The sequence below is a fragment of the Paracoccus sp. J56 genome (genome assembly GCF_019633685.1).
Taxonomy (GTDB): domain Bacteria; phylum Pseudomonadota; class Alphaproteobacteria; order Rhodobacterales; family Rhodobacteraceae; genus Paracoccus; species Paracoccus kondratievae.
Map to the genome: position 1 here is coordinate 55,956 of NZ_JAFL01000006.1, position 26,356 is coordinate 82,311.

23 protein-coding genes are annotated in these 26,356 nt (G+C 63.2%); 11 read left to right on the forward strand and 12 right to left on the reverse strand.

The window, feature by feature from the left end; translation table 11 throughout:
* The first annotated feature begins 12 nt into the window (after positions 1 to 12).
* Positions 13 to 1,227, forward strand: coding sequence for an NnrS family protein (locus tag M511_RS06000; protein ID WP_085501661.1), 1,215 nt, complete (start codon positions 13 to 15; stop codon positions 1,225 to 1,227).
* Positions 1,228 to 1,284: 57 nt separating this feature from the next.
* Here M511_RS06000 and M511_RS06005 read toward each other — a convergent pair whose 3' ends face one another.
* Genes M511_RS06005 through M511_RS06035 form a run of 7 tightly spaced genes read right to left on the reverse strand, consistent with a single transcriptional unit; the run spans position 1,285 to position 11,953 of the window.
* Positions 1,285 to 1,797 (reverse strand): DUF2478 domain-containing protein, encoded by a 513-nt coding sequence (locus tag M511_RS06005; RefSeq protein ID WP_085501662.1) that lies wholly within the window; start codon positions 1,795 to 1,797, stop codon positions 1,285 to 1,287.
* Complete coding sequence (locus M511_RS06010) at positions 1,797 to 2,594, reverse strand: peptidylprolyl isomerase (RefSeq protein ID WP_336245880.1); 798 nt, start codon at positions 2,592 to 2,594, stop codon at positions 1,797 to 1,799. The genes M511_RS06005 and M511_RS06010 overlap by 1 nt, the downstream gene beginning before the upstream one ends.
* Positions 2,595 to 2,605: 11 nt before the next feature.
* Positions 2,606 to 3,292 (reverse strand): respiratory nitrate reductase subunit gamma, encoded by a 687-nt coding sequence (narI, locus tag M511_RS06015; protein ID WP_010397511.1) that lies wholly within the window; start codon positions 3,290 to 3,292, stop codon positions 2,606 to 2,608.
* Positions 3,293 to 3,305: 13 nt separating this feature from the next.
* Positions 3,306 to 3,995, reverse strand: coding sequence for a nitrate reductase molybdenum cofactor assembly chaperone (narJ, locus tag M511_RS06020; RefSeq protein WP_085501664.1), 690 nt, complete (start codon positions 3,993 to 3,995; stop codon positions 3,306 to 3,308).
* Entirely contained in the window at positions 3,992 to 5,509 is a 1,518-nt protein-coding gene (narH, locus tag M511_RS06025; protein WP_085501665.1) for a nitrate reductase subunit beta, read from the reverse strand. The genes narJ and narH overlap by 4 nt, the downstream gene beginning before the upstream one ends.
* Positions 5,506 to 9,255, reverse strand: a complete 3,750-nt coding sequence (locus M511_RS06030) for a nitrate reductase subunit alpha (protein ID WP_085501666.1) — start codon at positions 9,253 to 9,255, stop codon at positions 5,506 to 5,508. Before M511_RS06030 ends, narH begins: the two co-directional genes overlap by 4 nt.
* A gap of 19 nt (positions 9,256 to 9,274) precedes the next feature.
* Entirely contained in the window at positions 9,275 to 11,953 is a 2,679-nt protein-coding gene (locus tag M511_RS06035; RefSeq protein ID WP_010397500.1) for a nitrate/nitrite transporter, read from the reverse strand.
* 37 nt (positions 11,954 to 11,990) lie between these two features.
* Here M511_RS06035 and M511_RS06040 point away from each other — a divergent pair, with 37 nt between their 5' ends.
* From M511_RS06040 to ada, 3 genes are all read left to right on the forward strand, one after another.
* On the forward strand, positions 11,991 to 12,179 hold the full coding sequence (locus M511_RS06040) for a hypothetical protein (protein ID WP_139824547.1): 189 nt from the start codon (positions 11,991 to 11,993) through the stop codon (positions 12,177 to 12,179).
* A gap of 87 nt (positions 12,180 to 12,266) precedes the next feature.
* Positions 12,267 to 12,968 (forward strand): helix-turn-helix domain-containing protein, encoded by a 702-nt coding sequence (locus M511_RS06045; protein WP_010397498.1) that lies wholly within the window; start codon positions 12,267 to 12,269, stop codon positions 12,966 to 12,968.
* Positions 12,969 to 13,059: 91 nt separating this feature from the next.
* Positions 13,060 to 14,121: a bifunctional DNA-binding transcriptional regulator/O6-methylguanine-DNA methyltransferase Ada gene (gene ada / locus M511_RS06050; protein WP_085501667.1), complete on the forward strand. Its 1,062-nt coding sequence runs from the start codon at positions 13,060 to 13,062 to the stop codon at positions 14,119 to 14,121.
* A gap of 399 nt (positions 14,122 to 14,520) precedes the next feature.
* Here ada and M511_RS06055 read toward each other — a convergent pair whose 3' ends face one another.
* Together M511_RS06055 and M511_RS06060 are read right to left on the reverse strand one after the other, a co-directional pair.
* A complete protein-coding gene (locus M511_RS06055) occupies positions 14,521 to 15,711 on the reverse strand; it encodes a multidrug effflux MFS transporter (RefSeq protein WP_085501669.1) in 1,191 nt (396 codons plus the stop codon).
* Positions 15,704 to 15,883 (reverse strand): hypothetical protein, encoded by a 180-nt coding sequence (locus M511_RS06060; RefSeq protein WP_085501670.1) that lies wholly within the window; start codon positions 15,881 to 15,883, stop codon positions 15,704 to 15,706. Before M511_RS06060 ends, M511_RS06055 begins: the two co-directional genes overlap by 8 nt.
* Before the next feature lie 111 nt (positions 15,884 to 15,994).
* On the opposite strand from M511_RS06060, the gene M511_RS06065 reads away from it, so the two are divergent.
* The 5 genes from M511_RS06065 (at position 15,995) to M511_RS06085 (ending at position 20,732) form a co-directional block, all read left to right on the forward strand.
* A complete protein-coding gene (locus tag M511_RS06065; protein ID WP_240547552.1) occupies positions 15,995 to 16,687 on the forward strand; it encodes a FadR/GntR family transcriptional regulator in 693 nt (230 codons plus the stop codon).
* A gap of 199 nt (positions 16,688 to 16,886) precedes the next feature.
* Positions 16,887 to 17,882 carry an asparaginase gene (locus tag M511_RS06070; protein ID WP_010397488.1) on the forward strand — a complete coding sequence of 332 codons (996 nt, stop codon included), beginning with the start codon at positions 16,887 to 16,889 and terminating at the stop codon, positions 17,880 to 17,882.
* A gap of 101 nt (positions 17,883 to 17,983) precedes the next feature.
* Positions 17,984 to 18,952 carry a TRAP transporter substrate-binding protein gene (locus M511_RS06075; RefSeq protein ID WP_010397487.1) on the forward strand — a complete coding sequence of 323 codons (969 nt, stop codon included), beginning with the start codon at positions 17,984 to 17,986 and terminating at the stop codon, positions 18,950 to 18,952.
* A gap of 3 nt (positions 18,953 to 18,955) precedes the next feature.
* Positions 18,956 to 19,450, forward strand: coding sequence for a TRAP transporter small permease (locus M511_RS06080; protein ID WP_010397484.1), 495 nt, complete (start codon positions 18,956 to 18,958; stop codon positions 19,448 to 19,450).
* On the forward strand, positions 19,443 to 20,732 hold the full coding sequence (locus M511_RS06085) for a TRAP transporter large permease (RefSeq protein ID WP_010397482.1): 1,290 nt from the start codon (positions 19,443 to 19,445) through the stop codon (positions 20,730 to 20,732). Before M511_RS06080 ends, M511_RS06085 begins: the two co-directional genes overlap by 8 nt.
* 44 nt (positions 20,733 to 20,776) lie before the next feature.
* Here M511_RS06085 and M511_RS06090 read toward each other — a convergent pair whose 3' ends face one another.
* The 3 genes from M511_RS06090 to M511_RS06100 all read right to left on the reverse strand — a co-directional run bounded on the left by M511_RS06090 (position 20,777) and on the right by M511_RS06100 (position 23,250).
* Entirely contained in the window at positions 20,777 to 21,163 is a 387-nt protein-coding gene (locus M511_RS06090) for a YbaN family protein (RefSeq protein ID WP_176224521.1), read from the reverse strand.
* Positions 21,164 to 21,186: 23 nt separating this feature from the next.
* Entirely contained in the window at positions 21,187 to 22,404 is a 1,218-nt protein-coding gene (locus tag M511_RS06095; RefSeq protein WP_085501672.1) for an FAD-dependent oxidoreductase, read from the reverse strand.
* 165 nt (positions 22,405 to 22,569) lie between these two features.
* A complete protein-coding gene (locus M511_RS06100; protein ID WP_085501673.1) occupies positions 22,570 to 23,250 on the reverse strand; it encodes a TetR/AcrR family transcriptional regulator in 681 nt (226 codons plus the stop codon).
* A 224-nt stretch (positions 23,251 to 23,474) separates the two neighbouring features.
* On the opposite strand from M511_RS06100, the gene M511_RS06105 reads away from it, so the two are divergent.
* Together M511_RS06105 and M511_RS06110 are read left to right on the forward strand one after the other, a co-directional pair.
* The gene (locus M511_RS06105; protein ID WP_085501674.1) at positions 23,475 to 24,704 is read left to right on the forward strand and encodes an HlyD family secretion protein; all 1,230 of its coding nucleotides are present in this window, start codon (positions 23,475 to 23,477) and stop codon (positions 24,702 to 24,704) included.
* A gap of 3 nt (positions 24,705 to 24,707) precedes the next feature.
* The gene (locus tag M511_RS06110) at positions 24,708 to 26,312 is read left to right on the forward strand and encodes a DHA2 family efflux MFS transporter permease subunit (protein ID WP_010397472.1); all 1,605 of its coding nucleotides are present in this window, start codon (positions 24,708 to 24,710) and stop codon (positions 26,310 to 26,312) included.
* Positions 26,313 to 26,356 lie beyond the last annotated feature (44 nt).

Consider the following 26,356-nt stretch of genomic DNA (forward strand, 5'->3'; position numbering starts at 1 on the left):
TGGAGACGCGCAATGTCCACCGCGGAACGCATGCGCAATTATCGCGGGCCAGTCCTGTTCAGCCACGGATTTCGGGCCTTTTTCCTGCTCTCATCACTATGGGCGGCACTGGCCATGCTGGTGTGGGTCGCCATGCTGAGCGGGGCCGGGATCCTGCCTCTGACCATGGATCCCTTTAGCTGGCACGCGCATGAATTCCTTTTTGGTTATACAAGCGGGGTCATTGCCGGATTCCTTTTGACGGCGGTGCCGAACTGGACCGGACGGCTGCCGGTGATCGGCACGCCATTGGCCGGGCTGGTCGGGCTGTGGCTGCTGGGGCGGGTGGCGCTTGCAATCTCGGGCCTGCTTGACTGGCGGGTGGTGATGGTGGCGGACCTGGCCTGCACCCTGGTCCTGCTTGCCTTTCTGGCGCGCGAAATCCTGCATGGCCGCAATTGGCGGAACCTGCCGGTGCTGGCGCTGTTGGCGCTGTTTGCCACCGCCAATGCGCTGTTTCACCTTGAGGCCGCACGAGGAGAGGCCGCCTTTGACGGTATGGGTATGCGGCTGGGGCTGGCTGCGGTCCTGATGCTGGTGGCGGTGATTGGCGGGCGGATCACCCCCAGCTTTACCCGCAACTGGCTGGCTGCAAGGGGCCGCACACGCCTGCCCGTGCCCTTTGGCCGCGCGGACGGCGCAGTGCTGGGGCTGACCGGGCTGACGCTGGCCGGTTTCATTGCAGCGCCCGAGGCCGCATGGATGCCATGGCTGATGCTTGTGACGGGGGCGGCACAACTGTGGCGCCTTGCGCGCTGGCAGGGCCTGCAAACCGGGGCCGAACCGCTGCTTTGGGTCCTGCACCTTGCCTATGCGCTGCTTGCGCTTGGCTTTTGGGCCGAGGGGGCGGCAGGGTTCGGCCTGATCGCCCCAGCCCCCGCCCGGCATATCTGGCTGGCCGGGGCGATCGGCCTGATGACGCTGGCGGTCATGACCCGCGCAAGCCTTGGCCACAGCGGCCGATCGCTGCACGCCGGGCCGGGCACTACGGCACTGTATCTGGCGCTTTGTGGCGCGGTGGTCACGCGGCTGCTTGCCGGCTGGCTGCCCGCACAGCTGTGGCTGCTGCATTTGTCGGGCACGCTGTGGGTTATCGGGTTCGGCGGCTTTGCCCTGTTGTATCTGCCGGTGCTGGCGCGTCCGCGGGTGGCAAAAAAGCCGGTCTCAGGGCCGGGCCGCACCGCCTGAGCCTTGCAACAAAAAGCCCGGTCGCGTGACCGGGCCTTTGTCATGGGAAAAGACAGATCAGGCCGGCTGCAGCCCGCAGGCGCGCTGGCACCAGTCAAGGACCGCCGCCTCATCCCCCGGCAGGGCTGTGGCAAACCCCTCGGCAAAGCCTTGAAACGCGGGCAGGTTCAGCCCGTTTACCCCGCATAGGACCGGAATGCCGCGCGACAGCGCCTCGGCGATCAGGGGGGCAAATCCCCGGCCTTCGCTTTCCTGCTTGCCAAATTTATTGACAAGCAACAGATCCGCGCCGGGCAGTGCGGCGGCAACGCCCGAGACAGCCGCCTCCAGCACACCCGCATCCAGCCGACAGCCGCGCGCGCCATTGCCGCGGTCCTCGCTGATGCGCAGCACCGGACCATCCGGCAGCACGCGCAGGTCCATATCGCATTTGATCCGCCCCTCACGCCGCGGGTTGGTCTGAACGGTCCCGGCAAGCCGGATACCACCGTCCAGCAACCGCGCGGCGACACCGGCCAGAAACAGGTCATTCGCACCACGACCGGGTATGCTGACATAGGCGAGTTGCATCATGCGCCCCCTTCGCGTTGAAACGAGACGCCCGAGATCCGGGCCCTTGCGATCAACCCATCTATATAGTCACGGCTGGCACGCAGCCATGCCGCCTTGTCATGCGCCTCACGCAGGCGCGGAAGGACGGCGGCAAAGGGCAGCACCTCGCCCCGCGCCCGCGCATCAAGGCGGATGATGTGCAGCCCATAGCGCGTTTCGGCGATGGTCAGCGCGCCTTCCTCCATCGTGGCCAGCGCCGCCTCGAACTCGGGTACCGTATCGCCGGCGGTCAACTGGCCCAGCACGCCGCCCGAGGTTTTCGAGGAACAGGCGCTATGGCGTGCTGCCAGCTCAGCAAAGCGGCGCGGCGCGGCACAAAGCTCGGCCAGAACCGCCCCTGCCTCGGCGCGCGCCGTTTCACGCGCCTTGGCATCATCCGGGGCAGCGGCGAAAAGGATATGCGCCGCCTCGTATAGCGAAGGAGAGCGGAACTGTTCCGGATGCGCCGCGTGATAGGCCGCCAGCACCGTCTCATCGACGGGATCGGGTTGGATCTCCTGATCCAGCAGAGCGCGGATCAGGGCCTCTTCCGCAGTTTCCCACTGGCCGGGCGCAAGCTCGGCAGGTTCAGCGGTGATGCCTTGCGCGCGGGCTTCTTGCAACAAAAGTTCGCGCACCGCCAGCGCCCGCGCTGCTGCGCGCCAGGCATGACCGGGCTTGCCCTTGGGCGCGGGATGGTTCTGCGCCTCGGCCGCGATGCGGCCGGGGTCGATGGTGACGCCGTTCACCACGACCGGCGGCAAAAGCGGTTTCATCTCCATCGCCCTTACTCCGCCGGGAAGCGGCGCGAGCGCACGATCTGATAGCCCGGCCGCCACAGATAGCGCACCGGAGCCGAAATCATGTGCACAAGCCGGGTAAAGGGAAAGAGCACAAAAATCGTCAGCCCCAGCAGGATATGCAGTTTGAACAGCCAATGGACATGGGCCAGATGTTCAGCCGCACCGGCGCGCAGATAGACGATCCCCTGCGCCCAGGACATGAGCAGGGTCATCTCATGCCCGTCAAGATGCTGCATCGAAACCAGAATCGTCGCCAGCCCAAGGACCAGTTGCGCGACAAGCAGCGCAAGAATGCCGGTATCGGCCAGAGTCGAATGGGCGCGCACGCGCGGGTCGGTCAGTCTGCGATGCAAAAGCAGCGCCCCGCCGATAAGCGCCATAACCCCGGCGATGCCGCCCACGGTCATCGCCATCACCTGTTTTGCGCCATGGCTGATGCCGATGGCATCAAAGACGGCGATCGGGGTCAAAAGCCCGACCAGATGGCCGCCAAGAATAATCAGCACGCCGACATGAAACAGAACCGAACCGATGACGAATTGACGACGACGCAGGATCTGGCTGGACTTTGATTTCCAGCTGAAAGGGTCGTGGTCATAGCGGATGACAGAACCCAGGATCATCACCGTGATGGCGATATAGGGGTAGATGCCGAAAAGAACATAGTTCATCTGCGCCTCCTGTTCATTGCGCCGGGCTTTGGGCGCGCGGGGCGTCCATACGGGCCAGAATGTCGCGGCTGACCGGACAGCCGGCGTTGGGATCGGGGCCAAACGTCACCTGTGCCTCTTCCCAGACGGCGTCTAGCGCGGCCAGATCCTCGGGGTCGTCATCGGGGACGGCGGCCAGTTCTTCGGGCAGTTCGACCGGCTCGGTCACCACAAGCGCCACCAGCGCGCCAAGGACAGCGGCATAGGCGGACTCGCGCCGCGTCAGCCGCTCGGCCAGCGCGACAAGGATATGCGAGGCATCGGCCAACAGCGCCAACGCCTCGGGCAGTGGCCGGGTGGACAGGTATTCCAGCAGCACCGGCAGGTGATCGGGCAGCTCGGACCCCGCAAGGTCAAAGCCGCCGTCGCGATAGGTTTCAAGCAGGTCCACCATCGCGCCGCCGCGGTCGCGGCTTTCGCCGTGGACATGCTCAAACAGGTTCAGCGACAGGCTGCGCGAGCGATCAAAAAGCAGCACATAACGTTCCTGCAAATCGTATAGGTCGCCCTGCCCCAGCTTTTGCAACAGGCTGCGGATTTCATCCATGCGCCGGGGACCAAGCAGGCCCTCGGATTGCAGGACCTGCTCAACCTGGGGCAAAGCGGCGATCAGATCTTCGCCGGGATAGCTCAGCAGCGCGGAAAGGGCCTTGAAGGTTTTCATGCGATGAACTCCTGCGGGCTGCGGAATTTCTTGCCGCCAAACAGCGAGGGGCTGTTGCCCGACGAGCAGCCATGCCCATCGGTAAAGCCACAGCCGCCGCGCAGGTCATAGGCATCCTCGACCAGCTCACGATGCGTGGTCGGGATGACAAAGCGATCCTCGTAATTGGCGATGGCCAGCAGGTGATACATCTCATCAATCTGCTGGGGGGTCAGGCCGACCCGTTTTGCAATGGCAAGGTTCACCACGCCGTCCAGCGTCCTGGAACGCATGTAGCTGCGCATCGCCAGCATCCGTTCAAGCGCGGCTGCGACAGGGGCTTCGTCCCCGGCGGTCAGCATATTGGCCAGATAGCGCAGCGGGATGCGCAGGCTGCGCACGTCGGGCATATCGTCCTGCGCCGCGATCTTGCCCGCCTCGGCCGCGTTCTGGATCGGCGACAGCGGCGGCACATACCAGACCATCGGCAGGGTGCGGTATTCAGGGTGCAGCGGAAAGGCGATCTTCCACTCCATCGCCATCTTCCAGATCGGAGATTTCTGCGCGCCGCGGATCCAGTCCTCGGGGATGCCCTCGGCCCGGGCGGCGGCAATCACCTCGGGATCGTCCGGATCAAGGAAAACACCCAGTTGCGCGTCGTAAAGATCCATCTCGGACTCGGCGCTGGCAGCCTCGGCGATGCGGTCGGCGTCGTAAAGCATCACACCCAGATAGCGGATGCGCCCGACGCAGGTTTCCGAACAGACCGTGGGCTGGCCGGATTCCAGGCGCGGATAGCACAGGATGCATTTTTCCGATTTGCCGGTGGACCAGTTGTAATAGATCTTTTTGTAGGGACAGCCCGAAACGCACATCCGCCAGCCCCGGCATTTGTCCTGGTCAATCAGGACGACGCCATCCTCTTCGCGCTTGTAGATCGCGCCCGAGGGGCACGAGGCGACGCAGGCCGGGTTAAGGCAATGTTCGCACAACCGCGGCAGGTACATCATGAAGGTGTTTTCATATTCACCATAGATGTCCTTCTGAACGCCCTCAAAGTTATAGTCCCTGCTGCGTTTTTCGAACTCGCCGCCAAGGATTTCTTCCCAGTTCGGGCCCCATTCGATCTTTTCCATCCGCTCGCCCGAAATCTTTGAGCGCGGGCGGGCGCTTGGGAACGCCTGCATCTCGGGCGCCGATTTCAGATGGTCGTAATCGAAATCAAAAGGTTCGTAGAAATCGTCGATCTCGGGCAGGTCGGGGTTGGCAAAGATATTGGCAAGGATGCGCCACTTGCCGCCCTGCCGGGGTTGCAGATGCCCCGATTTCGTCCGCACCCAGCCGCCGTTCCAGCGTTTCTGGTTTTCCCAATCCTTGGGATAGCCGATGCCGGGCTTGGTCTCGACGTTGTTGAACCACGCGTATTCGACCCCCTCGCGCGAGGTCCAGACATTCTTGCAGGTGACCGAACAGGTATGACAGCCGATGCATTTGTCCAGGTTCAGCACCATGCCGATTTGTGCGCGCACTTTCATTCCGCTGCCTCCGTGGCTTGGGTTGCGGGGCGATCGAGCCAGTCGATCTTGTCCAGCTTGCGGACGATGACGAATTCGTCCCGGTTGGCGCCCACCGTGCCGTAATAGTTGAACCCATAGGACAGCTGTGCATAGCCACCGATCATATGGGTGGGCTTCAGCACCGTGCGGGTGACCGAGTTGTGGATGCCGCCGCGCAGGCCGGTGATCTGGCTGCCCGGCGTGTTCACGATCTTTTCCTGAGCGTGATACATAAAGAGCGTGCCTTCCTTCATGCGCTGGCTGACGACGGCACGCGCAGTGATGACGCCGTTGCTGTTAAAGACCTCGACCCAGTCGTTATCGACCAGCCCGGCCTTTTTCGCGTCGATCTCTGATATCCACACCACCGGACCGCCGCGGTTCAGCGTCAGCATCAGCAGGTTGTCGGTATAGGTCGAATGGATGCCCCATTTCTGGTGCGGGGTGATAAAGTTCAGCACCACATGCTTTTCGCTGGCCCCCAGCGACTTGCGGGCATCCGCCGTGATCGTCTTGAGATCGACCGGAGGCCGCCATGTCACGAAAGCCTCGCCAAAGGCGCGCATCCATTCGTGATCCTGATAAAGCTGCTGGCGGCCGGTCACGGTGCGCCACGGGATCAGCTCATGGACGTTGGTCCAGCCGGCGTTGTAGCAGACCTCTTCGCTTTCGATGCCTGACCAGGTCGGAGACGAGATGATCTTTCTGGGCTGGGCAGCGATATCGCGGAAGCGGATCTTTTCATCCTCTTTGACCTCGGCCAGATGCTGGTGGCTGCGGCCCGTGGCCTTGCCAAGCGCCTGCCATGCCTTGACCGCAACCTCGCCATTGGTTTCGGGGGCCAGCATCAGGACCACTTCGGCGGCGTCGATCGCCGTCTCGATCCGCGCCATGCCCCGGGTCGGGCCATCCTCGGTCACGCATCCGTTCAGGGCCTGCAGGTGGTGAACCTCATCCCTGGTGTCCCAGGAGATGCCCTTGCCGCCGTTGCCAAGCTTTTCCATCAACGGGCCAAGCGCGGTGAACCGCTTGTAAAGGTTCGGATAATCGCGCGTCACCTCGATATAGTTCGGCGCGGTCTTGCCGGGGATCAGATCGCATTCGCCCAGCTTCCAGTCCTGTACAAAGGGTTGGGCGATCTCGCCCGCGCTATCGTGCTGCAAGGGCAGCTGCACGACATCGGTTTCGACCCCCAGCACCTCGGGTGCGATCTCGGAAAACTTGCGGGCAATGGATTTGAAGATTTCCCAATCGGTGCGCGACTCATAGGCCGGGTCCACCGCCGCCTGCAGCGGGTGGATAAAGGGATGCATGTCCGAGGTGTTCATATCGTCCTTTTCGTACCAGCTGGCGGTTGGCAGGACGATGTCGGCATAGACAGCGGTGGTGGACATACGGAAGTCGATGGTCACCAGCAGGTCCAGTTTGCCCTCGGGCGCCTTGTCATGCCAGGTCGCCTCGACCGGCTTCTGACGCCCCTCCTGCCCCAGATCCTTGCCAAGCACGCCGTGATCGGTGCCAAGCAGGTGCCTGAGGAAATATTCATGCCCCTTGCCCGACGAGCCAAGCAGGTTCGAGCGCCAGACAAAGAGGTTGCGCGGCCAGTTCTCGGGCGCGTCCGGGTCCTCGCAGGACATTTGCAAGGCGCCGGATTTCAGCCCGCGCGCGACATAATCGGCAACCGGAACACCCTCGGCGCGGGCGGCACGGCCGACCTCCAGCGGATTGGTGCGCAGTTGCGGGGCCGAGGGCAGCCACCCCATCCGTTCAGCCCGGATATTATAGTCAATGAGGCTAAGCTGGCCCCAGTCCCCCTTGGGCGCGGTCGGGGACAGGATCTCCTGCGCCCCCACCGTTTCATAGCGCCACTGGTCGGTATGGGCATACCAGGCCGAGGTCGAGTTCATGTGGCGCGGCGGACGCGCCCAGTCCAGCGCAAAGGCCAGCGCCGTCCAGCCGGTCTGCGGCCGCAGCTTTTCCTGTCCAACGTAATGCGCCCAACCACCGCCCGACTGGCCGACACAGCCGCACATCACCAGCATGTTGATGACGGCGCGGTAATTCATGTCCATGTGGAACCAGTGGTTCATCGCCGCGCCGATGATAACCATGGAACGCCCGTTGGTCTTTTCGGCATTGGCGGCGAATTCCCGCGCCACCTGGATGATCTTGTCACGGCGGACGCCGGTGATGTGCTCGGCCCAGGCGGGGGTAAAAGGCACGTCAGCGTCATAATCGCGCGTGACGTGGTCGCCCCCAAGCCCACGGTCAAGGCTGTAATTGGCACACAACAGGTCAAAGACCGTCGCGACAAGCGCCTCTTCCCCATTGGCCAGGGTCAGCCGCTTGACCGGTACATTGCGGGTCAGGACCTCGCCCCGGTCATCAATGGCAAAGCCGTTGGTCGCGGCACCGCCGAAATAGGGGAAATCGACGCCCACAATATCATCGCGATCCTCGTCAAGGATCAGGCTCATCTTAAGGCGAACCGCGTCATCGCCGGCCTTTTCCTCAAGGTTCCAGCGCCCCTCTTCGCCCCAGCGGAAACCGACCGAGCCGTTCGGGACCACGATACGGTCGCTGATTTCGTCAATGGCGACGGTTTTCCATTCGGGATTGTTGGCCTGACCCAGCGCGCCGTCTAAATCGCTGGCGCGCAACTGGCGGCCCGGGATCAGACGGCCATCGCGCTGATCAAGCCTGACCAGCATCGGCATATCGGAATAGCGGCGGCAGTAATCCTCAAAATACTCGGCCTGCCGGTCCAGGTGGAATTCACGCAGGATGACGTGGCCAAAGGCCATCCCAAGCGCCGCATCGGTGCCCTGCTTGGCGTTCAGCCAGATGTCGCCGAATTTTGCGGCCTCGGAATAGTCGGGGCAGATCACCGCCGATTTGGTGCCGCGATAGCGCGCCTCGGTATAGAAATGCGCGTCAGGGGTGCGGGTCTGCGGCACGTTCGAGCCCCAGAGCAGCAGATAGCCCGCATTATACCAGTCGGCCGATTCCGGCACGTCGGTCTGTTCGCCCCATGTCTGCGGGCTTGCCGGCGGCAGGTCGCAATACCAGTCGTAAAAGGACATGCAGGTCCCGCCCAAAAGCGACAGATAGCGCGTCCCGGCGGCGTATGAGATCATCGACATGGCCGGGATGGGCGAAAAGCCAAAGACCCGGTCGGGGCCGTATTTACGTGCGGTATAGGCATTGGCAGCAGCGATGATCTCGGTCGCTTCGTCCCAGCCTGCGCGCACAAAGCCGCCCTTGCCGCGGATGCGGGTATAGCTTTCGCGGGCGGCGGGGTCGTTCTGGATCGCCTCCCACGCGGCGACCGGTGACATGCTGCGGCGCTTTTCGCGCCACAGCCGCATCAGCCTGCCCCGGATCATCGGCGTTTTCACCCGGTTGGCCGAGTAAAGATACCAGCTGTAGGACGCACCCCGCGCGCAGCCGCGCGGTTCATGGTTGGGCAGATCGGGGCGGGTACGCGGATAATCGGTCTGCTGCGTCTCCCATGTGACGATGCCGGATTTGACATAGATCTTCCACGAACAGGACCCGGTGCAGTTCACCCCATGGGTCGAGCGCACGATCTTGTCGTGGCGCCAGCGGGCGCGATAGGTTTCCTCCCAGTCGCGGTTTTCGACCGTGGTCTGGCCATGGCCCTCTGAGAACACGTCCTTGCGGGCGGGCCTCAGAAAATTCAGACGGTCCAGCAGATGGCTCATTGCTGTCTCCTTGGGATTCTCATGCGGGGGTGGCGGCGCCGCTTTCGGCGCGGCCGCGTTCGATGTCATGCAAAAGGCCGCCCGGGCGGGTGTAGAACACCCAGGTCACGGCAAGGCAGAGCACGTAGAAGCCCAGAAAGGCCCACAGCGCGCCCAGCACAGACCCGGTCAGGGCGATCGAGCTGCCATAGGCCTTGGGGATGAAGAAACCGCCATAGGCACCGATCGCGCTGGTAAAGGCGATGATGGCGGCGGACTCGCGGTCGGACTGGCGGCGACGTTCGTCCGGGCTCAGTTGCGGCTCCAGCCGGGCGACCTCTTTGCGCATGATCACGGGGATCATCTGGAAGGTCGAAGAGTTGCCGACCCCGGTAAAGAAGAACAGCGCCATGAACCCGGCAAAGAAGCCCATAAACGAGGCCGCTTGCAGCGATACGATCACCAGCGCGACCGAGGCGATCATGCCGGCAAAGACCCAGAAGGTCACCCGTGCGCCACCGACCCTGTCGGACAGCCAGCCCGAGCCAGCCCGGCTCAGCGCGCCGACAAGCGGGCCAAGAAAGACGTATTGCAGGGCGTTCACCTCGGGGAAGGCAAGGCCGATCAGCAGCGGAAAGCCCGCCGAATAGCCGATGAAGCTGCCAAAGGTGCCGATATACAGCAGGCACATCACCCAGTTGTGCAGCCGGGTAAAGATCACTGCCTGTTCGCGGAAGCTTGCCTTCGCATCGGCGATGTCATTCATGCCGATCCAGGCAGCAATGGTCACGGCAATGATAAAGGGCACCCAGATGAAGCCCGCGTTTTGCAGCCACAACCGGCCGCCGTCCGACAGCGGTTGCGGGTCGCCGCCGACGGCACCAAACACGCCGACGGTGATGACCAGCGGGACAAGGAACTGCATCACCGAAACGCCAAGGTTGCCCAGACCAGCGTTCAGCCCCATGGCGCTGCCTTTTTCCGATTTGGGGAAAAAGAAGCTGATATTGGCCATGGATGAGGCGAAATTGGCCCCGCCCAGCCCGCATAGCAGCGCCAGCGCGACAAAGATGATGTAGGGCGTGGCGGGGTCCTGCACCGCATAGCCGATACCCATCGCCGGGATCAGCAGCGAGGCGGTCGAAAGCGTCGTCCACAGCCGCCCGCCAAAGATCGGCACCATAAAGCTGTAAAAGATGCGCAGCGTCGCCCCCGACAGTGCCGGCAGTGCCGCCAGCCAGAACAGCTGGTCCTGACTGAAGGCGAATCCGATCTGGGGCAGCTTTGCCACCACCACCGACCAGACCATCCAGACGGCAAAGGCCAAAAGCAGCGCCGGGATTGAAATCCACAGGTTCCGTTGCGCAATCCTGCGGCCCTTTTCCGCCCAGAAGGCCGGGTCCTCGGGCCGCCAGTCGTCAAGGACGCGCGGCATCACGGTGCGCTCGGGGTCATGCACCTCGGCCAGTTCGGGAAAGTTCGGCAACCGGTCCAGCGCCTTGCCCTGCGCCTGCCGCTCCATCGCGCGGATCGACAGATGCATCCACGCCATCGACACGATGACGACAAGAAACAGCAGCGCAAAGCACGAAGTCCAGATCCCGGTCAGGTCCAGCAGGGCGCCAAAGACGATGGGCAGGATGAACCCGCCAAGCCCGCCGATCATGCCGACCAGACCACCGACCGAACCGACATGGTTCGGATAATAGACCGGGATATGCTTAAAGATCGCCGCTTTCCCAAGGCTCATAAAGAACCCCAGTGCAAAAAGCGTGACCACAAAGGGCCAAAGTCCCATCTCGGTCGAGAACGAAATCAGCCCGTCCTTGCCACGGATCGTGTAATCCGTCGGCGGATAGGACAGCATGAACAGAAACAGCGCACTAAAGCCAAAGGTCCAGTACATCACCGTACGCGCGCCAAAACGGTCCGACAGCATGCCGCCATAGGCACGAAACACGCTTGCCGACAGGCTGAAGGCCGCAGCCGCCATACCGGCAACCCGCAGATCGACGCCATAAACCTCGGTCAGGTAATGGGGCAGCCACAGCGCCAGCGCGACAAAGCCGCCAAAGACAAAGAAATAGTAAAGCGCAAAGCGCCAGACCTGCAGCTTTTTCAGGGGCGCGAATTGCTCGGCCAGCGAAGGGGCGGCGATACCCGCCGCGCGCCGGGCCTGAAAATCGGGATCGTCCCGCGCGATCAGCAGGAAAATCACGCCCATCAGCGCGATGCCGACCGCCCAGATCTGCGCAACGGCCTGCCAGCCCCAGGCGACAAGGATAAAAGGCGCTAGGAACTTGGTCACCGCCGCGCCGACGTTGCCCATGCCAAAGATGCCAAGCGCCGTACCCTGACGCTGGCTTGGGAACCATTTCGAGACATAGGCGACGCCGATGATGAACGAACCGCCTGCCAGCCCGACGCCAAGCGCGGCCAGCAGAAAGCCCGTGTAGCTATGCGCCCAGGTCAGCGCCCAGGTCGCCGCGCCAGTCAGCAGCATCTGCAATGAGAACACCAGCCGTCCGCCATAACGCTCGGTCCAGACGCCGAGGATCAGCCGGACGAGTGAGCCGGTCAGGATCGGGGTTGCGATCAGCACACCATACTGGAACTCGGACAGGCCAAGGTCGTGTTTGATGGTGACACCGATGATGGAAAAGATCGTCCAGACGGCAAAGCACAGCGTGAACGCTATGGTGCTAAGCCACAGGGCCATCTGCTGCTCCAGTGGGGACGGAGAACGGGTTTCCGGCATGGCGGCTGCTCCGGTTTTGGGTCTTTCACGCGCATTTCCGCCGCTCACCCAACACGGACAGGTGTCACCAGATTTGATCTGGATCAACCTGCACCCCCTCCTGGGGAAAAATCGTCCGGATTTGGATTTTATGTTTCCTGCCAAGGAAACTGCTCAAATCGCCGTATCGGATCTATTAGTTAACTGAATAACAAAATTGGCAGTATTGATTGACAATAGTCAAACAAACTGCCAGCTTGCACCTGATTCCAGCCACGACAGCAAGGATCATCAGATGCGCGAAGAGGACCGCAACGACATCCGCAAGCTGACCCTGTTTCGCAACATGACCAGCCCGGCCTTTGATGAGCTGATGCACGCTGCCTACGATCAGGTTTTCCCCGCACAGCTTGAACTGGTCCGGCAGGGCGAAGCCGCGAATTTCCTGCATGTCGTGCTGGAGGGTGCGGTCGAGCTTTATGCCAATTGGCAGGATCGCGATACCACCATGGCGGTGGTCCAGCCGGTTGCGACCTTTATCCTTGCCGCCTGTATGCGCGATGCACCCTATCTGATGTCAGCGCGCACCTTGCAACGCTCGCGGATCGTGCTGATCCCGGCGGTGGATGTGCGGGCGGCCTTTTCGCGCGACCCGGGCTTTGCCCTTGCCACGGTGCAGGAACTGGCCGAGGGCTATCGCAGCCTCGTGCGCCATGCCAAGAACCTGAAACTGCGCAATGCCCGCGAAAGGCTGGGGGCGTATCTGTTGCAACGATCGGATTATGCCGGGGCGCAGGGCTTTGTATTGCCGCAGGAAAAGCGGCTGCTCGCTTCTTATCTGGGCATGACGCCGGAAAGCCTGTCACGCGCCTTTAAGGCGCTGCGTGACCATGGCGTCCATATCGACGGAATGCGTGTGACCATCACCGACCCGGCCGCGCTGAAGGCGCTCGTCCAGACCGACAGCCTGCTCGACAGCCCGTTGAACATTCCCTGACCGCGCGAATTTGACCGCAAGCGGCGGAGTGCCCGGCTGCCCCGTCGGCGATATCCGTGGTAAGGAACTGTTCAGCAGAAAGGCTCTTGCCATGACCGATGCCGCCCTTCCTACCAAAGCCGATCCGCGCTGGCAGCGGGTGCTGGCACGCGATGCCGCAGCGGATGGCAGTTTCGTCTATGCCGTCCATACGACCGGGGTCTACTGTCGGCCCTCTTGCCCGGCGCGGCGGGCCAAGGCGCAGAATGTAACGCTGTACCCCGCGCCCGACGAGGCCGAAGCGGCGGGCTTTCGCCCCTGCCGACGCTGCAATCCGCGCGGTCTTTCAGCGGCCGAGGCGAATGCCGCGCTGGTCGCGGCCGCCTGCCGCCTGATCGAAGGCGCTGAAACCACGCCCAGCCTGGAACAGCTGGCCGAGGCGGCGGGGCTGAGCCCCTTTCATTTTCACCGCCAGTTCAAGGCCGCGACCGGAATGACGCCCCGCGCCTATGCCATCGCCCATCGCGCCGGCCGGCTGCGCGAGCAGTTGCACGACAGCGACAGTGTGACCGGGGCGATCTATGATGCAGGTTTCGGCTCGGCCAGCCGGTTTTATGAGAACGCGGATCAGATGCTGGGAATGACGCCTTCGACCTGGCGCAAGGGAGGCGCCGGGGCCGAAATCCGCTTTGCGCTTGGTCAGAGCCAGCTTGGCGCGATCCTTGTTGCGCAAAGCCAGCGCGGCATCTGCGCCATCGCATTAGGGGACGATCCCCAGGCGCTGCTGCACGAATTTCAGGACCGCTTTCCTGCCGCCACCCTCATCGGCGATGATCCAGAATTTCAGGCCCTGATCGCCCGGGTCATCGGCTTTGTCGAGGCTCCGGGCGTCGGGCTTGACCTGCCGCTTGATCTGCGGGGCACGGTGTTTCAACAGCGGGTCTGGCAGGCATTGCGTCAGATCCCGCCCGGCAGCACCACAAGCTATGCCGAGATTGCCCGCCGCATCGGCGCCCCCCGCGCCCATCGCGCCGTAGCGGCGGCCTGCGCAGCAAACCCGGTCGCGGTCGCCATCCCCTGCCACCGGGTGGTGCGCAGCGACGGCGCGCTTTCGGGTTATCGCTGGGGCCTTGCACGCAAACGCGCGCTTCTGGAACGGGAAAGCCGGGACTAGTGGCGCAGCAGGATGATCAGGTTGAGTTCGACATCTTTCATCACGCGGCAGCCCGCCCCGCGACTGGGCCGAACGGGCGCGACCCGGCAATCCACTGGCCCTGGCCCCGGGGCGACAGCTGGCCCCAGACCGCGCATCCGGGGCTTTTCGAGGATAAAACCGCCCTGCGAGCCACGCCCGGATATGGGGCCGCTGACCCACAATTCACGCGTCAGACGCTGCGATGATCTGTTGGCCGTACCGGACGCTGCCGAATTCTGACAAGGCCGGCTTTGACGTGACCGCCAGCCGCCCTGTCGGTTTACCGGCCCCGCGCATGAGGGGCGCGAGGCATGGCGGCGGCTAACCGGGTGCAATCTGGCCCGGGTTGTGTTCACCGCCGCCCATCGCAGTAAACCCTTACGCCAGCAGCCGCAGGCGGGGCAGCGAGGCCGCGGCCGCGGCCCATGCCAGAACCGCGCACAGCGCAATCGCTGGCACCATCGTCACCGAGGTATTGTCAAGGAAAGGGCTGGTGACGGCGATCATCAGCCCGCCGGTCAGCATCTGGATCGTGCCACCCAGTGACGAGGCCAGCCCGGCAATATCCGGATGCGGATCCAGCGACATGACCATGGCGGTCGGCATCACCAGGCCCAGACAAGCATTGGCCATGAACAACCCGGCGATCACCACCGGCAGAGCATCAAACCCCGCCATCACCACCACCGACAAAAGCAGCGCAAGTCCCGCAAAACCGGTGATGGCAAGCGAGATGACCCGCTCCATCCCATAACGCTCGGCCAGCTTGCCCGCGAATTGCGAAGCAGAGAAAAAGCCGATCGCATTCACGGCAAAGGCCAGCGAAAAGCCGGTCGGGCTAAGCCCATATTGCCCGGTATAAACAAAGCTCGCCGAGGCAAGGAACACAAAGAAGCTTGCCATGCCAAAGCCACCGATCATGGTCAGCCCCATAAAGCGGCGGTCGGACAAGAGACGTCTTGCCCCTTCGGCCATGGTGGTCAGACGCACGGGACGGCGCTCTGCCTGAGGCAGGGTTTCCGGCAGCACAAAAAGAATCAGCGCAAGGCTCAGCAGAGCGGCGGCCGCCAGCACCGCAAAGATCTCGCGCCAGCCGCCCCAGGCCATCACGGCCGAGCCGGTCAGCGGCGCAAGCATGGGCGAGACCGAAATCACAATCATGATCGCGGCCATCATCTTTGCGGCCGCTGGGCCGGTCGCCATGTCGCGGATCACCGCGCGCGGCACCGCCATCAGCGTCGCCGCACCAAGCCCCTGCAGGGCGCGGGCCGCAATCAGCCAGCCGATGGTCGGCGCAAGGCTGGCGGCCACCGTAGCGACAAGAAAGATCGCCACACCGATCACCAGGGGCTTCTTGCGCCCGACCGCGTCGGCCATCGGGCCGTAGATCATCTGGGCGATACCAAAGACGATGAAATACGAGGTCAGCGTCAGGGCGGCCTTGGCCTCGGACGTACCAAGGTCGCGGGCCACCTGCGGCAGCGCGGGCAAATACATGTCGATCGCAAAGGGACCGACGGCGGAAAGCAGGCCAAGAATCAGGGCCATGCGGAACAACGGATCACGCATCGGAAAACCTGTAAATGTTCAGATATGAAAATAGCGGCGCAGAATCGCGCCAAGGGTCATTCACCGCCGCCGAGCGCCCTTCCTGCCATGCCCAGACGGCAAGGACAACCACCACGACCTGAAAAATCTCGCGCCGGGCGAAAAACCGCGCCTCGGCCGCGTCCGGCACCATGCGGCAACGCTGTCATTGATCTGGTGACAAAAAGGCACCGACCTCGACTGGACGGCTTGACAGGTGCGCCTGACGTGCAACATTGGCGCCATGAACAAGGTGGCTGATTGGTTGTCCAAGAAGAGCCCGGTCAGTCGGAAAAACGCCGCCGAAACGGTGTTCGAGGATCTGCGAGGCGCAATTTTGACCGGTCGTTTACCGGTCGGCATCCGGTTGCCTTCTGAAGCCAAGCTAGCCGAACATTATGGCGTCAGCCGCCCGATCATCCGCGAGGCCATGCGTTCATTGCAGACGCTGGGGCTGACCCGCAGCCGCAGCGGCAGCGGCAGCTTCGTGATCTCGGACAGGCAGGTGCCCGAGCTTGCCTATGGCAGCTATTCCGCCCGTGAGCTGATCGAGGCGCGGCCTTTTATCGAGATCCCCGCCGCCGGCTGGGCCGCCCTGCGCCGCAGCGAAGAGGACATGAAACGCCTGCTGCAACTGTGCGACAGCATGGAGCGGCAAGAGGATGCGCTGAAATGGGTGCGCCTTGATTCCGATTTCCACTGCCTGATCGCCGAGGCAGCGCGCAACCGGCTGTTTGCCCGCATCGTCACCGACTCTCGCGATGCGCTGATGCGCCAGTCCGAGCTGGTGAACCTGATGGCTGACCGGCGCATTACCTCAAATCACGAACATCGCCGCATCGCCGAAGCGATTGCCGCAGGCTCGGAATCCGAGGCGCAGACCGCCATGCGCGACCACCTGCACGAGGTCGAACAGGCGATGACCTGGATCATCAACCAGCGTCCGGCGAATTCGTGATCTTCCACATTGCGGAACCCGGGCGCAATTTTCCTTTCATTGACTGACCCGTGACGCAAGATTATGCCGGGCTTTCGCGATGGCGTCTTGACCCTGCCGCAGGCTGTGCTAATCCCCAAGCTGTCTGACAGATTGAGATAACCGGAGCCCAAGACCCGGAGGCCGATCTGAAACAGGGCCAAATCTGCAGGGGGAAAATGTGCAAGGCCATAGGGCTTATGTCGTGACCGGAACGGGCCAGAACCCGCTGCTGGTGGTCCTGACCACCGGCGGAACCATTGCAAGCAGCCTGGATTCCGACGGAGCCGCACGGCCAAACCTTGGGGCCGCCGAGCTGCTGTCACTACTGCCGCCGATGGCGGTGGATCTGCGCGCGCAAGAGGTGCTGGCCAAGGACTCGGCCAGTCTGACGCTGGCCGACATGCAGCGGATCAGCGATGCGGTGGGGGCAGCACTGGCCGATCCGCAGGTCACGGGGGTCATCGCACTGCACGGCACCGACGCAATGGAGGAAACCGCGCTCCTCGTTCAGTTGCAGCATGGCCCGCAAAAGCCGGTGATCTTTACCGGGGCGCAGTTTGCATCTGACCATCCACGCTCGGACGGCGCGCGGAATTTCACTGATGCTGTCCGGGCGGCACTGCAACCCCAGGCAGATCCGGGGGTCGCCCTGGCCTTTGGCGGTCAGGTCATGCCGGTCTGGGGGCTTTACAAATTCTCGACCGATGCACCCGACGCCTTTCGGCGGGTGGCGGATGAAGGGGCAACCATCTCGCACCCCTTGCCCGCCCCTGTCAGCGATCTGAGGGTCGATATCATCGCCGCCCATCCCGGCAGCGACGGGCTGCTGCTTGAGGCCAGCCTTGCAGCCGGCGCCCGCGGCATCGTCATCGCGGCACTGGGGTCCGGCAATGCCACGCCCGAACTGGTCGCGGCAATCGCGCGAGCCCGCAACGAAGGCGCGGTTGTCGTCGTCTCAAGCCGCGTGCCCGAAGGACTGCTTTCGCCAATCTATGGCGGCGGGGGCGGCGGCCATGACATGCGCCGCGCCGGAGCCATCCACGCCCGTGTGCTGCGCCCGGGGCAGGCGCGCATCCTGCTGGCGGCAATGCTGGCCAATGGCTGCTGCGAGACAGAAATCGCTAACGCATTCGAAGGCACCCCTGATACCGTGCCGCAATCCCGCCCTGCCTGAGGGGCGGGACCGCTCTCTCACCCGGCCCCACGACGGGTGCCGGGATTGCACATTCCCGTCATGTAGCGCTAAATCGCCCCCGGAAACGGGAAGGAACCAGCATGAAACACGTCTTTGCCGCCGCGCTGCTTTGCGCTGCCGTCGCCGCGCCGTCGTTCGCGCAGGAAATCAAGATCGGTTACGCTCTGGCCGAGGACAGCCATTACGGCGCGGGTGCCAAGGCATTCGAAGCCTCGCTCAAGGAAAGCCTTGGCGACCAGTTCACCTTCCGCCATTTCCCCTCATCGGGTCTGGGCGGTGAGCGTGAGGTTCTCGAAGGGCTGCAGCTTGGCACTGTCGAAATGACCATCGCCTCGGACGGTACGCTGACCAATTTCGTCCCCGAAGTCGGCGTTTTGGGCATCCCCTTCCTGTTGCGGGACAAAGATCACGCCCGCAAGGTTCTGGACGGCGAGGTCGGGCAGGAGATGCTGGCGAAGTTCGACGCCGCCGGTCTGCACGCGCTGGCCTGGGGTGAGCAGGGCTTTCGCCATATCACCAGCAACCGCGGCCCGGTCGAGAAACCCGCCGACCTGAGCGGGCTCAAGATCCGCACCATGGAAAACCCGGTGCATATCGAGGCGTTCCGCGCCCTTGGCGCCGCCCCTACCCCGATGGCATGGCCCGAGGTGATCGGCGCGCTTGAACAAGGCGCCATCGACGGGCAGGAAAACCCGCTGTCGGTGATCGTATCGGCCAAGCTTGACGAGGTGCAGAAGTTCCTGACCCTCGACGGCCATGTCTATTCCTCGACGATCATCCTTGTTTCGCCTTCGCTGTGGAACGGGCTCGACGACACGCAGAAAGCCGCCTTTGACAAGGCCGCTCGCGATGCGGTGACGGCGATGCGCGCCTATGTGGACGATGTCGATGCCTCGGGCGTCGAGGCGATGAAACAGGCCGGCATGCAGATCAACGAGCTGTCGCCCGAAGAAAAAGCCGCCTTCCGCGACGCGCTGGCCGGGCCTTACAAGCAATATGAGACCCAGTTCGGCAAAGAGCTGATGGACCGCATCCAGGCGGTCGAATAACCGATGCGCCGGATCGAACACGCCTTTGTCGCGCTGAACGGTGCCGTTCTGGTTCTTGGACTTGCCGCCATGGCGGGGATCCTTGGCTGGAACGTCGCCGGTCGCTACCTGACCGGCAATTCGCTGACCTGGGCCGATGAGGTCGCGCGTTACTCGATGATCTGGCTGACCTTTCTGGGCTGCGGGCTGGCGCTGCGCCACGGCGCCCACGCCGCCATCACCAATGCACAGGACGCCCTGCCCGCCAGGGGTCAGCTTGTCCTGCGCGGCGTGATCCTGTTGATCCTGTTCGGCTTTTTCGCCTTCATGGTCTGGGTCGGCATCGACTACATGAACCGGACCTCGATCCAGCGGTCGGCGGCACTGCAGGTGCCGATGAAGTGGATCTATGCCGCAATGCCCGTCGGTTTCCTGCTGATGATCCTGCATCTGGCGCTGGTCGCACCACAATATCTGCGGGCGGGCCTGCAGCAATCTGACGAGGCCCCAGTTGGTTGAGATTCTGATTGTCGCATTTCTGATCCTGATGATCATGGGGGTGCCCATCGCCTTTGCGCTGGCCATGGCTGCCTTTGCCGCGGTCGGCCTTTCAGGCCGCTATCCGCTGGTCGTGGTGGTGAAAGAGATGTTCACCGGTCTTGACAGCTTTCCGCTGCTGGCTGTGCCCTTTTTCATCCTCGCGGCCGAGATCATGTCCACGGGCGCGATCTCGCGCATGCTGCTGCGTTTTGCCTCGCAATTCGTCGGGCATCTGCGCGGCGGGCTTGGCTATGCCAATATCCTGACCGGGACGCTGTTTGCCGGGATCTCGGGCTCGGCGCTGGCCTCGGCTGCCGGCCCCGGCGCAATGATGGCACGGATGATGGAGCGCAGCGGCTATTCCAAAGCCTATGCCGGGGCGCTGACCATCTCGGTCGCGGTCATCGACCCGATCATTCCGCCCTCGATCACCATGATCATCTATGCGCTGCAGGATCGCAATACCTCGGTCGGCTCGCTGTTCATGGCAGGCATCCTGCCCGGCATCCTGATCGCCGGCCTTTTGGCCGCCGTGAACTGGTGGATCAGCCGCAAACGCAACTATCGCAGCGGAGAGCCGCGCCCGCCGCTGGGCGATATGCTGCGCAACACCGGTGCTGCGCTGCCCGCGCTTTTGTTGATCGTGCTGATCGTCGGCGGCATTCGCGGCGGGGTCTTTACCCCGACCGAAGCCTCGGTCGTCGCAGTTTTCTACGCGATCCTGACCAGCGCCTTTATCTATCGCGGCTTTACGCTAAGCGATCTTTGGGGGGCTTTCCTGCGCTCGGCTATCATGTCGGTCGCGGTGCTGATGATCCTGGCTGCCGCACGTGCCTTTGCCTGGGTGCTGATCATCGAGGGCGTGCCGCAGGCCATGGCTGACGCGGTCATCGCCATGGACCTGTCACCCATAGCGTTTCTGCTGATGGTGAACCTGCTGCTGCTGGTGTTTGGCATGTTCATGGACCCGCTGCCCGGGGTGATGATCCTTGTGCCGATTCTTGCGCCCATCGCGCATAACCTTGGCATCGCAGCAGACCATTTCGCCATCATCGTCATCGTCAACCTGACCTTCGGGCTGATGACGCCCCCGGTCGGAGGGCTGATTTTTGTCGTCGCCTCGGCGACACGGCAAAAACCCTCGGCGCTGATCCGCGAATTGCCGCCGTTCTTTCTTGCGGCGCTGGCATCATTGCTGATCCTGACCTTTGTGCCTGCGCTTTCAACCTGGCTGCCCCAGATCAGCGGCTTTGCGCGCTAAGATATCGCGGCAAGGCGCGGACCTCTGTTGCCTTGCCGAATTCCTTATGCCGAAGGGCGGGTAAAGATATAGCCGAGCCCCAGCCCCATCAGCCCGGCCACCGCCAGTACCAGCGGCCAGCCCGGGTGGCTGAAGAATAAAAACAGCCCAAAGCCTGTCAGCGTCCCGATAAGCGCCGCCCATTTGGCCCGCATCGGGATCGCCCCGCGCTCACGCCAGTCCGAAAGCAGCGGGCCGAATTGCGGATGTGAAAGCAGCCAGTTCTCCAGCCGCTCGGACGAGCGGGCAAAGCAGGCGGCGGCAAGGATCAGAAAGGGCACCGTCGGCAGCAGCGGCAGAAATATCCCGACAAAGCCCAGACCGGTAAAGCCAAGGCCAAGCGCAAGAAACAGCGCCCGCATCACGGCAGAATGGCGCTCAGGCCCGGGCATGGCCGACCTCGCGCCACCCGGCGTCAGTCCACGCCATGGCCTGGCACCTCTTTTACATGTTCGGGCCGGAACCCCATGCCGATCAGCCGGCCCATGGCATGGGCAAGCAGCGGAAAGCGGGCGATTGCACGGATAAAGCCCGGCGGGCGCGGCGCGGCCTCGCCCTTTTCGTTACGCTTGCGACGCATCATGCGCTGCAATCCCTGCGTGGCCTTGGTCGGGAAACGGCGGCGGGCCTCGACCCGGGCCAGATCGGCATCCTGCAACCGCCCCTCGCGCAAAGGGCGGGCAAGGATATTTGCCACCGCCACCGCGTCCTGAATGGCAAGGTTGACGCCGAACCCCCCGACCGGCGACATGGCATGTGCCGCATCGCCGATGCACAACACCCCCGGCGCCCACCAGCGTTTCAGCCGGTCCATGCGGATCGAAAGCAGGTGCACCTGATCCCAGCCCTGTATTTCGTCAAACCGCCCGGCCGGCAGGGGCGCCAGCGCAGCCAGCGCGGCGCGAAATGCGGGCAGGCCGCGCGCCTTGAGGTCATCGAAACTGCCCTTGCGGATGACATAGCCGCATTGCCAGAAATCGCCGCGGTCGATCAGCACCAGCCCTTGCTGCGGGCCGGCATGGCTCATCGCAGGGACCGGATCGTCGGGCAGGCGCGTCAGCCGCAGCCACAGCACATCAACCGCTGAGCCAAAGTCCTGAACCTCCAGCCCTGCCTTGGTACGCACCACCGAATGCCGACCGTCCGCACCAATGACCAGCGGCGCGCGGATCTCGCCTTTCGCGCCGCTTGTGTCCTGCCAGATCACGCCGTGGATGCGCCCGTTTTCGCGTAAAAGGCCGCTGACGCCATGGCCCATACGCAGCGAAAAATCCGGCAGCTCCTGCGCCTTTTCCGCCAGAAAATTCAGGAAATCCCATTGCGGCATAAAGACGATATAGCGACAGTCGAGCGGCAGGCGGCTGAAATCGGCGATGGTGACCTGCTGGCCCGCGATCTCAGCATGCAGGTCGGGCGCCTTTTGATGCGGCAGGCGCAGGAATTCGTCCAGCCAGCCCAGTTCGGCCATCAGTTGCAGGGTGGCTGGATGGATGGTGTCGCCGCGAAAATCATGCAGGAAATCGGGATGCCGCTCCAGGACCGTGACGCGGGCACCCGCCCGCGCCAACAGCAGCCCCGCCATCATCCCCGCCGGTCCGCCGCCCGCAATCACGCAATCCCGTTCCTCGGCCATGTCAGTCCTCCGATCTTGCTGAGAGCCGCCTGGCAGGACGCCCCCCGAAAGTGCCGGAGGGGCCAGAGGGGCTGGACGGCCATGCCCGGTGTTGTCACTCACCGCCAGTATAGCCATCACCGCGGCCCTGCCGCGCTTGGGCCAATTGACGCAGAAAAGGCGCCGTCAGCCCGCCACCGGACCGGGGGCATAGACGGCCAGAAAACGTGCGACGCGGCGGCGGATAAAGGCCTCAATCTCTTCATCACTCAGCGGAGGCATCATCAAAAGCGCGCGGCGCTGCAAACCGCCCAGCAACAGGTCGACGAATTCGGCCCCCGCCTCAAGGCAGTCGCTCATCACCAGATCGCCCTGGGCCACGCGGCGCTCAAAATACTCTGCCAAAGCCTTGATCGAGCGGGTGGGCCCGGCCTGATAGATCAGCCGAGCCAGTTCGGGGAATTTCTCACCCGCGCCGATCATCATGCGCATCGCGGCCAGCACCTCACGCTGTAGCAGCGTGCCGATCATGCGTCGGGCGATCTGGCACAGCTCATGCCCGACATCCTCCGTACCCGATCCGATCTGGCGGATGGTCTGTTGCAGGCGACCGCATTCGGTCGAGACCAGCGCCTGAAACATCGCCTCTTTGCTGTCGAAATACACATAGAGCGTACCCTTCGACACCCCCGCCGCCTTGGCGATATCCTGTACCGAGGCGGCCTCGAACCCATGCGTCAGGAACATCCGCCGCGCGCCATCAAGGATCTGGCGGCGTTTGGGATTGTCCTCGGGCTGCATCGTCAGGTCGCAGGGATCACCCTGATCACCCTTGTCAGATGCCGTCTTGCCGCCGGGTTGGTTCAAACCTGCCTCCTTTTCCTGCACGCTGCGGATGTCGTGCGGCAGGATATGCCACCCCGTCAGGAAAAGTCATTCCCTATCCCGCAGGGTCCCTTAATATGTATATTGACCGAACGGTTCGGTCAATACTATAAGCAGCCTGACCGCGACTCGAATCCCCCCTCCTCCACCGGGGCTGGCTCTTCGATCTGCTGGCAGCGGTCACTATCGGAAAGGCGCGATATACCATGGCTTCGACGCACGAAGATTCGTCTGCGGCAACCGGCCCCTCGCCCGGGGCACAGCCGGCGGCGAAAAAACCCGGCAAGGCCAAACGCATCCTTGGCGTGCTGGCATTTATCCTGCTGGCGGTGGTCGGTTACGAGGGCTGGCAATGGTTCACCTCTGGCCGCTTTCACGAAAAAACCGACGACGCCTATCTGCAAGCCGATCTGGTGACGCTGCAGGCGCGCGAAAGTGGCTATATCGCCGAGATCCTTGTCGCGGCCAACGCGCCCGTCCGCAAGGGTGAGGTCATCGCCCGCATCGACCCCGAGGATTATGAACTGGCGCTGGAAAGCAGCCGCAACGGCCTGGCCGTCGCCGAAAGCAACGTGCGTCAGCTTGAGGCGCAGATCACCGCCGGAGAGGCCGCAATCCGCCAGGCCCACGCCGCAGTGACCGCCGCCGAGGCAACCAGCGACGGCGCACAACGGGCCTATCGCCGGGCGCGCGAGCTAAAGACCACTTCCGCCGGCACTCAGGCCGCATTGGATGCAGCCGAGGCGAACGCGAAATCCTCGGCCGCGCAGGTTGAAAGCGCACGCGGCGCGCTGGCCCAGGCCGAGGCCGAGCTGGTGTTGTTCAAGGCCCGGCTGGACACCGCCCGGCTTGAGGTGCAATCGGCCCGCACGGATCTGAGCAAGGCGCAGCGCGATCTGGACTTTACACAGATCCGCGCCCCTTTTGATGGCATCCTGACCGAACGGCGGGTCGAGGTCGGCTCATACGTCGGCCCGGGCAGCCCGATCGGGACGCTGGTGCCGGTGCAGGAGGTCTATGTGGATGCCAATTTCAAGGAAACCCAGATCGCCGATATCCATCCCGGCGCCAAGGTTTCGATCCGAGTTGACGCCTGGCCCAAAGAGGTTCTGCATGGCACGGTGGACAGCCTTGCCGCCGGTACGGGACAGGTGTTCAGCATATTGCCCTCGTCGAATGCCACGGGCAATTTCACCAAGGTCGTGCAGCGCGTTCCGGTACGGATCCAGATCGACGCACAGGACCGCGCTCGCCTGCCCCTGCGCCCCGGCTTGTCGGTCATTGCCGAGATCGACACCCGCACCGGTGCCAGTCAGCAGCTGATGCCGCCCACGACCACGCCCGAAGAAGCCGCTCCGGATATCGCCGCCACCTCTGCCGCGCCCGAAGCTGCGGCCAAGGACGCCGCCCTGCCCGACAGCCACAACAGGGGCTAGACCATGGCTGCCAACGGCACCGCCGAAGTGACCGCCGCGCCCGTCGTAATGACTGCCGCGGTGGATGAGGACCGGATCGACCCACGCCGCCTCATCACCTTTCTGCTGATGGTGCTGGGCATGTTCATGGCGATTCTGGACATCCAGATCGTCTCGGCCTCGCTTTCTGAAATTCAGGCCGGGCTTGCGGCATCAAGCGATGAGATCCCGTGGATCCAGACCTCGTATCTGATCGCCGAGGTCATCATGATTCCGCTGTCAGGCTATCTGTCGCGGATGCTGTCGACGCGCTGGCTGTTCACCATCTCGGCGGGCGGCTTTACATTGATGAGCCTGATGTGCGGCCTGTCAAACTCGATGACCGAGATGATCATCTGGCGCGCGCTTCAGGGTTTCATCGGCGGGGCAATGATCCCCACGGTCTTTGCCTGCGCCTTCACGATCTTTCCGCGATCAAAGATGCATATCGTCTCGCCCATGATCGGGCTGGTGGCGACGCTAGCCCCAACGATCGGGCCGACGCTTGGCGGCTATCTGACGGAATACCTTAGCTGGCACTGGTTGTTTTTCATCAACGTCATTCCCGGCATCATCGTCACCAGCGCGGCTTTTCTGATGATCGACTTTGACAAGCCGGACATGAGCCTGCTGCGCCGCTTTGACTGGTGGGGTTTTCTGGGCCTTGCGCTGTTTCTTGGCGCAATGGAATATGTGCTGGAAGAAGGCGCGGCAGACGACTGGTTCGCCGACGAACTCATCGTCGCCATGACCGCAGTGATGGCGGTTGGCGGTTTTCTTTTCTTCTGGCGCGCATTCACGGCCCAAGAACCTATCGTGCGGCTCGACGCCTTTGCCGACCGCAACTTTGCCATGGGCTCGCTGTTTTCCTTTGGCCTTGGGATCGGGCTTTATGGGCTGATCTATATCTTTCCGCTCTATCTGTCGGGGGTACGCGGCTATAATTCGCTACAGATCGGCGAAGCGATGATGGTGTCGGGCGTGTCGATGTTTCTGACCGCCCCTATCGCCGGACGGCTGTCGCAAAGCGTCGACCCCCGGCTGATGATGGGTATCGGGTTCGGGATCTTTGCCTTTAGCTGCTGGATGATGACCGGGCTGACCGAGGATTGGGACTATTGGGAAATCTTCCTGCCTCAGATCCTGCGCGGTGTCTCGCTGATGCTCTGCATGGTGCCGGTATCGAACATCGCACTGGGGATGCTGCCACCTGAAAAAGTCAAGAACGCCTCGGGCCTGTTCAACCTGACGCGCAACCTTGGCGGCGCGGTCGGGCTGGCGCTTATCAACACCGTGCTGCGCAACCGCGAGGATCTGCATTATGCCCGCATCGCCGAAAGCGTCAGCGGCACCAACCATGCCGCGCAAGAGACGATGCGGATGCTGGAACAGGTTTATTCCAGCCTTGGCGAGGCAGCCGATACCGCGGCGCTGGCGACACTGACCCAGATGGCGCGTCTGCAATCAATGCTTATGTCGCTGGCCGATATCTTTGTGCTGCTGACCGCTCTTTTCGCCTCTCTCGCGCTGCTTTTGATATTTGTCGAACGCCCCGCGTCCGGCGGCGGCGGCGGTGGCGGCGGGCATTAGACCGACCACATTGCCCTGCCCTCACGGGAATGATGCTATGGCCC